Below are 7,368 nucleotides of genomic sequence, written 5' to 3' on the forward strand. Positions count from 1 at the left end.
CATTCAACAGAGGAATTGTTCATGAGCCAAATCGTTGACATCCGTGCACGTGAAATTTTGGACTCTCGTGGTAACCCAACCATCGAAGCAGACGTTATTTTAGAATCTGGGGTTGTTGGTCGTGCATGTGCACCATCTGGTGCTTCAACTGGTTCTCGTGAAGCTTTAGAACTTCGTGATGGCGATAAAGCACGTTATTTGGGTAAAGGTGTTAAAACTGCGGTTAATAACGTAAATACGATTATCCGTGACGCTTTAGTGGGCAAATCAGTATTTGAACAAAAAGACATCGATAATACGATGATCGAACTTGATGGTACTGAAAACAAAGAAAAATTAGGTGCTAACGCAACTTTAGCTGTTTCATTGGCTGCTGCTCGCGCTGCTGCTGAAGAAAAGAAAATTCCTCTTTTCCAATACATCGCAGATCTTCGTGGTCAAACGACTTTGACTATGCCTGTACCAATGATGAATATCATCAATGGTGGTTCGCATGCTGACAACAATGTTGATATTCAAGAATTCATGATTGAGCCTGTAGGCTTTACATCATTTGCTGAAGCATTACGTGCAGGTGCAGAAATCTTCCATTCGCTAAAATCAGTTTTAAACAAAAAAGGTTTAAACACTGCTGTAGGTGATGAAGGTGGTTTTGCGCCAAACTTGCGTTCAAACGAAGAAGCAATCACTGTTATTCTTGAAGCGATTGGTCAAACGGGTTACAAAGCTGGTTCTGATATCATGTTGGCACTTGACTGTGCTTCTTCAGAATTCTACAAAAATGGTCAATATGTCCTTGCTGGTGAAGGCAATAAAGCATTCACAAGCAACCAGTTCTCTGACTATTTAGCTGGTCTTGTAAACCAGTACCCAATCATTTCGATTGAAGATGGTCTGGATGAATCTGACTGGGAAGGCTGGAGCTACTTAACATCAATCCTTGGTGACAAAATCCAATTGGTTGGCGACGATTTATTCGTAACTAATCCTAAGATTTTACAACGTGGTATTAATGAGAAAGTCGGTAACTCGATTCTGATCAAATATAACCAGATTGGTACATTGACTGAAACTCTAGATGCAATCTACCTTGCGAAAGCAAATGGTTATAGCACTGTAATCTCACACCGTTCAGGTGAAACTGAAGATTCAACAATTGCTGACTTGGCAGTCGGTACAGCAGCGGGTCAAATCAAGACTGGTTCACTATGCCGTTCTGACCGCGTAGCGAAGTATAACCAATTGCTTCGTATTGAAGAATTAACGAAAGCAGCTTACCGTGGTAAAGCTGAATTCAAAGGTTTAAAATAAGGTCAAATTATCCATGTTGAAAACTTCTGATCATCTTTCTTTACAAAAGAGAGAAACTCTGCAAATTCATAATCCTATAGAATTCGCAGATGATCTTCCTTTCAGAAGGATGTAGGGGCTTTTTCATGTTAGAGATGTTTCGATCGACCTCGAGTAAATTGATTCTGTTGCTTGCAGTCGTTTTGGTTGCAAGCTTGCAGTATCAATTCTGGTTAGGTGAGGGCGGCTATTTCCCTCACCAAGCCTTAACTCAGCAAATTACTCAACAAGCTGAAATTAATACTGAATTAAAAGAACGAAATCGTATTCTGGCTGCCGAAGTTTTTGATTTAAAAAATGGTAGCGAAGCGATTGAAGAACATGCACGTTTAGATTTAGGTTTAATTAAACCCAATGAAACATTTGTGCAAATGAGTACAATCAGTACCCATTACAAACCGATTTATATTGATCCAAACGCAAAAGAAGATACTGCAACGAATGAAAACCCAGACTAAGCTGTGGGCGGTTGTACCAGCAGCAGGTTCGGGCAGTCGTTTTTCTAAAACTGAATTAAAACAATATCAGTATATTCAAAATCATACTGTACTTGAACATACCGTTAATCGTCTAAATACACTTGATCTGGCCGGATGTGTGCTTGCCATCGGTCAGCAAGATAATTTTGCCAAAACACTGCCGTTTCAACATAAAGATAATCTGCATTTTTGTGAAGGGGGTGCCGAGCGTGTGCACTCTGTTTTAAATGCCTTGATTTATTTGTCTGAAATTGCAGATGAAAATGATTGGGTATTGGTTCATGACGCAGCACGCCCATGTGTTACTTCGGATTGTTTAACCCGTTTGGTTGAGTCAGCACAGCATTCAAATCAAAGTGCAATTCTGGCCATTCCAGTACGTGACACTTTAAAACAAGTCCCAAGTGAGAATCAGATCGAGAAAACGGTAAGCCGTGAATTGTTGTGGCAAGCTCAGACACCACAAATGGCTCGGTTACATGTTTTAAAAAGCGCAATTGAACAGGCCTTAGCAGATCATATTGTGATTACAGATGAAGCAAGTGCTTTGGAATATGTGAAAGAACCTGTGCAAGTGGTGCAGGGACGATCTGACAATATTAAAATTACTTATGCCGATGATCTGGAATTGGCAAGGCTCATTTTACAATCTCAAATTCATTCATAATTATTTCATTTGCTCTATAAAACATTTTTTTCTTATTGCTTTAATAGCCTAAGTAAAATTAAGTGAAGTTTACTGTTTGTTTACATTAACTTAAATGACAAAAAACTGACGATTTGTTAAATTTGAACAACATACTTTATAACGGATCAACAAATGAAAAAATTATTACTTGCGGGCTTTTTTACTTTTTCTTTAGTTGGCTGCGCAACGACTCCTCAACAGCCTGAAGATACTGTACAGGAAACAATTCGCTATTCTACTAGCCCTTGTTTTGGTACTTGTCCAATCTATTCTGTTGAGATTACACCTGAAGGCGCTGTTCATTTTGATGGTAAACAATATACCAAAGTGACAGGTACTCAGGATTTAAAAGTTGATCCTTCTGTTTATAGCAAGCTACAACAAGAGCTAAAAACTTACCGTCCTGCGACTGGCGCAAATGTAAAAACAACGGGCTGTGCAGAAACAGCAACTGATCATCAAAGTGCATTCTTTGCATGGAAACGTCCAGATGGTACAGTGACTCAGTTAAGCCACTACACAGGCTGCATCTCTCCAGCAAATGCTGAGCTCAATAAAGTGATTGAAAAGTTGCCTAAGACGATTGGTATTGAAGATTTAGTACGTTAATCTCGACTTCGCTTAAAGAGAAGGCTTAATTACGCAAAGTAGTTAAGCCTTTTTTCATTTGAATAAAGATTAAAAATAACATATTATAAAAACATATATTGTTTTGTGAGAGGAAGATGAGCAGCATTATTCTGGCTTTGATTGGTGGTGGACTGATTGGATTTGCTGTTGTCGGCTATTTATATATAAATGGGCGTATTGCCGGCATTAGCGGGTTAATTGCTCAACTCTTACAACCGAAATCTTTCATTGGAAGCTCTGCTTTCTGGTTCTTGATGGGCTTAATTGTTACTCCTTTTATTTATCAATTATTCGTACAACCACAGATTATTTTGGATTCTTCTCCATCTACTTTGATTGCCGCGGGTTTACTGGTGGGCTTTGGTACACGATTGAGTTCAGGGTGTACCAGTGGCCATGGGATCTGTGGGATTAGCCGTTTATCAATGCGCTCAATCATCGCAACTGTTACATTTATGCTTGTGGGAATGCTCACGGTCTATGTCGCACGTGATCTTTTGGGAGCGATATGATGAAAAACCTATTTGCTTTTATCTTTGGAAGTATATTTGCGCTAGGTTTAATGATTTCAGGAATGTCCAATCCAGCAAAAGTATTAAGCTTCTTAGATATTTTGGATGAGTGGGATATCAGTTTGATGTTTGTAATGATTGGTGCAATTGCTGTGGCATTTATTCCATTTCAAAAAGCAATCCGTCATCCTAGAACCATCTTGGGAGAAACGATAGCATTACCGCAGAATCGTCAGATCGATAAAAAGCTGATTATCGGCGCGGTTCTATTTGGTATAGGTTGGGGAATTGCAGGTATTTGCCCAGCACCAGCGCTTACTTTAATTGGACTCGGTTATACACAAATCTGGTATTTCATTATTGCCATGTTAATCGGTATGTTTCTTCATCATATTTGGGCTAAATCAAGCGGAGAGTAGCAATGTTAAATCCACAAGTTAAAGCTTTCTTTGATGAAAATAGTAATACTTTTAGCTATGTTGTCAGTGATCCTGAAACCCGTTATTGCGCAATTATCGATAGTGTATTGGATTATGATGCTGCTTCTGCGACAACCTCAACAACGCATGCCGATGAGATTATTGCCTATATTCAGACTCAGGCCTTACAGGTTGAATGGATCTTAGAAACACATGTTCATGCTGATCATTTAACGGCTTCGCAATATTTAAAATCACAACTTGGCGGAAAAATTGCCATGAGTGAAAAAATTGCTGTGGTTCAGGAGACTTTTAGTGCGATCTATGATCTTGATATAAAGTATTTTAATTCCCAACAAATATTTGACCATCTTTTTAAAGATAATGAGCATTTCCAGATTGGGCATTTAGATGCATTTAATATTCCAACACCTGGTCATACACCTGCATGTTTAAGCTATGTAATTGAAGATGCTGTTTTTATTGGCGATACTTTATTTATGCCTGATTACGGCACAGCACGTTGTGATTTCCCAAAAGGGAGTGCAGAGCTACTGTTTGAGTCCATACAAAAACTTTATCAATTACCCGAACAGACCCGAGTTTTTCTTTGCCATGATTATAAGCCTGAAGGGCGAGATGAGTACGTTTGTGAAACCAGTATTCAAGCTCAAAAACAATCTAATATTCATTTAAATGCAGCAACGCCAAAACAGGAATTCGTACAAATGCGGCAGGCACGAGATGCAACCTTATCAATGCCAAAGCTGATATTACCTGCGATTCAAATCAATATGGATGCAGGGCGTTTTCCTGAACCTGAAGCCAATGGAATTCGTTATTTAAAGCTTCCTTTAAATTATTTTAAATCCTGAATTTTCCAAAATATGACGTTTAAAAATCGCATTTCTTTTCCTAAATAGCCTAAGTAATATTAAGCTTGAAATAGCGAGCACAAGCAAGAACCAACAAAAAGTCAAAACAAAAATTTTGTACTTTAAGAAAGAGCTATGTTAAAACTACATCCATTTTGAGACATACATCAATCAGGATATAGGAATGACAACCATCTACTTAGTCAGACATGGTCAAGCTTCATTTGGCAAAACTAATTATGATGAGCTGTCAGAAAATGGCGAAGCACAAGCAAAACTCTTGGGCCAATATTTCAAGAATATTTTTACTGAACAGCCTTATATCGTTTCAGGGAGTATGAAACGTCATCAGCAAACTACACAAATCTCTTTAAGCGAATGTTTTCCTCAAGCCATGTATAAGACCGATGGATTGTGGAATGAGTTTAATCACCAACAGGTGTTTGCACTGTATGAACCTAGATTTTCGCAGCCAGAAGTATTAAAACAGGATGTTTTTAAAGAAGTTGATCCAAGGGCTTATTTAGCGCAAATTTTTGATAAGGCAATTGAGCGATGGGCAAATGATGAATTTCATCATGAATACGATGAATCTTGGCCTGTTTTTAAAACCAGAGTAGATCAGGCATTACAAAATTTATGTACTGAGTTAGTAGATCAGCAACCTCAAGAAGCGATTGTATTTACTTCTGGTGGTGTTATCTCTGTGATTATTGGAAAGTTACTTGAGTTGAGTGTACAGCGTACTTTCGCGCTGAGCTGGTCGATTGCAAATACAAGTGTTACCACCTTAAAACTGAGTAATGGCTCACTTCAGCTCATCAGTATGAATGAACATCAATTTATTAAATCAAAAAATCCAAACTTATTAACCTGGCTCTAAAGTAGAGCAGGGTACAATATTTAATATAATGCCTGACTTGACCATCCGCTAACCAAAGCTATAGAAAAATATTTGAAGCTTGAAAAGGAAAATTTATATTGCTTCACATTTCACATAATTAAAAAAGTTTAAATCCACGTTAGAATATAACGCTTACTTGATAAATAAAGAATTTAAAGTTTCTACATTTATTCATTTACATTAAAAAAAGGAAAAAATATGTCTCAACATGACTTTAATTTATCAGATCATTTTAAGCTGGGTATTTTTGCTTTTAATTGTTCTGGAGGACTCACTGCTTCTACTTTGGAAGATGGCTGGGATGCCAGTTGGGAGAAAAATCTAGAACTGGCACAAATGGCTGATGAAGCTGGAATTGATTTTCTTTTATCCGCTGCGCGATTTATTGGCCACGGCGGTGAAAAAGATTTTCATGGTACAGTTCTGGAAACCGTGACCTGGACATCGGCTTTATTAGCCAAAACCAAAAAAATTCATGTGTTCGCCACATTACACAGCGCGTTAAACCATCCAGTTGTGGTTGCCAAGCAAATTGCGACTATGGCTCAAATCAGTGGCAATCGGGTCGGTTTAAATATTGTCGCAGGTTGGAACAAACCTGAATATGACGCAATGGGATTACAACTGCCAGATGATCATGAAACGCGCTATGATTATGCGCATGAGTGGTACGGGTTAGTTAAGAAAACTTGGCAGAGTAAAGAATCCTTTGATTGGAATGGAAAGTTCTTTCAAACGAAAGGGACTTATGGAAAACCGAATTTGATACCAGCTCCACCGATCTTTAATGCGGCAGGCTCTAAAGAAGGCCGTGAATTCGCAGTTAAAAATTCGGATTTCTTATTTACACCTGCATCAGATCTTGAGCGTTCTGTATCTGAAATTAAAGAACTAAAGAAAGAAGCCGAAGCACTTGATAGAAGTATTAAAGTATTGACCTTTTCACATGTCATTTGTCGTCCTACAGAGGAAGAAGCCCAAGCAGAATGGGATCGACAATTGAATAATGCAGATGAGGGTGCAGTACAACATTTAATAGATACCTTATTTTCATTCTGTAAATCTTTCCCGTCCGATTTATTTGAAGGATTGCGCCAACGTATTGTTGTGGGGCATGGTGGTTTCCCATTAGTAGGTACACCAGAGCAGGTTGCGGACGGATTGATTTCTTTACAGCACACGGGATTCTCAGGTACTACATTATCATTTCTAAACTATACGCAAGAATTTCCATATTTTAGAGATCATGTTATGCCGATCTTGAAAGAAAAAGGATTGCTTCAATCTGCGTCCTAATTCTTGTGATGGGTGGATGATCTTGGGTAGAAAAGGTCATCCACTGATCAAATACTGACGTGTGAGTGCTTTATTTATATGACAAAAAATATTCAATTGATTGATTTTTGAACATGTTTTTTGTTTTTTTATGGTATAAAAATATCTCAATTATTAAACTTGAGAATAACAAATGTCTGAACAAAAATATCATTGGTATTTGATTGGTTATACTT

General features: G+C 38.0%; 9 protein-coding genes. All 9 read left to right on the top strand.

All coding sequences use genetic code 11. The features are described 5' to 3' along the window. Positions 1–21 precede the first annotated feature (21 nt). The 9 genes from eno to AWW72_RS16390 all read left to right on the top strand — a co-directional run bounded on the left by eno (position 22) and on the right by AWW72_RS16390 (position 7,153). Complete coding sequence (gene eno, locus AWW72_RS16350; protein ID WP_005230688.1) at positions 22–1,311, top strand: phosphopyruvate hydratase; 1,290 nt, start codon at positions 22–24, stop codon at positions 1,309–1,311. Between the two features lie 125 nt (positions 1,312–1,436). After that, positions 1,437–1,808, top strand: a complete 372-nt coding sequence (ftsB, locus tag AWW72_RS16355; protein WP_004772376.1) for a cell division protein FtsB — start codon at positions 1,437–1,439, stop codon at positions 1,806–1,808. Further along, positions 1,792–2,496, top strand: coding sequence for a 2-C-methyl-D-erythritol 4-phosphate cytidylyltransferase (gene ispD / locus AWW72_RS16360; protein ID WP_062848031.1), 705 nt, complete (start codon positions 1,792–1,794; stop codon positions 2,494–2,496). Before ftsB ends, ispD begins: the two co-directional genes overlap by 17 nt. Before the next feature lie 153 nt (positions 2,497–2,649). Then, positions 2,650–3,126: a DUF6438 domain-containing protein gene (locus tag AWW72_RS16365; protein WP_062848032.1), complete on the top strand. Its 477-nt coding sequence runs from the start codon at positions 2,650–2,652 to the stop codon at positions 3,124–3,126. 116 nt (positions 3,127–3,242) lie between these two features. Next, positions 3,243–3,659, top strand: a complete 417-nt coding sequence (locus AWW72_RS16370) for a YeeE/YedE family protein (RefSeq protein WP_062848033.1) — start codon at positions 3,243–3,245, stop codon at positions 3,657–3,659. Next, a complete protein-coding gene (locus AWW72_RS16375; protein WP_062848037.1) occupies positions 3,659–4,078 on the top strand; it encodes a DUF6691 family protein in 420 nt (139 codons plus the stop codon). The genes AWW72_RS16370 and AWW72_RS16375 overlap by 1 nt, the downstream gene beginning before the upstream one ends. Before the next feature lie 2 nt (positions 4,079–4,080). Next, a complete protein-coding gene (locus tag AWW72_RS16380) occupies positions 4,081–4,953 on the top strand; it encodes an MBL fold metallo-hydrolase (RefSeq protein WP_062848034.1) in 873 nt (290 codons plus the stop codon). A gap of 184 nt (positions 4,954–5,137) precedes the next feature. Next, a complete protein-coding gene (locus AWW72_RS16385; protein ID WP_062848035.1) occupies positions 5,138–5,836 on the top strand; it encodes a histidine phosphatase family protein in 699 nt (232 codons plus the stop codon). 219 nt (positions 5,837–6,055) lie between these two features. Continuing rightward, complete coding sequence (locus AWW72_RS16390; RefSeq protein WP_062848036.1) at positions 6,056–7,153, top strand: LLM class flavin-dependent oxidoreductase; 1,098 nt, start codon at positions 6,056–6,058, stop codon at positions 7,151–7,153. The last annotated feature ends 215 nt before the right edge of the window (positions 7,154–7,368 follow it).

The organism is Acinetobacter sp. NRRL B-65365, from assembly GCF_001605865.1.
In the GTDB taxonomy this organism is placed as follows: Bacteria; Pseudomonadota; Gammaproteobacteria; order Pseudomonadales; family Moraxellaceae; genus Acinetobacter; species Acinetobacter vivianii.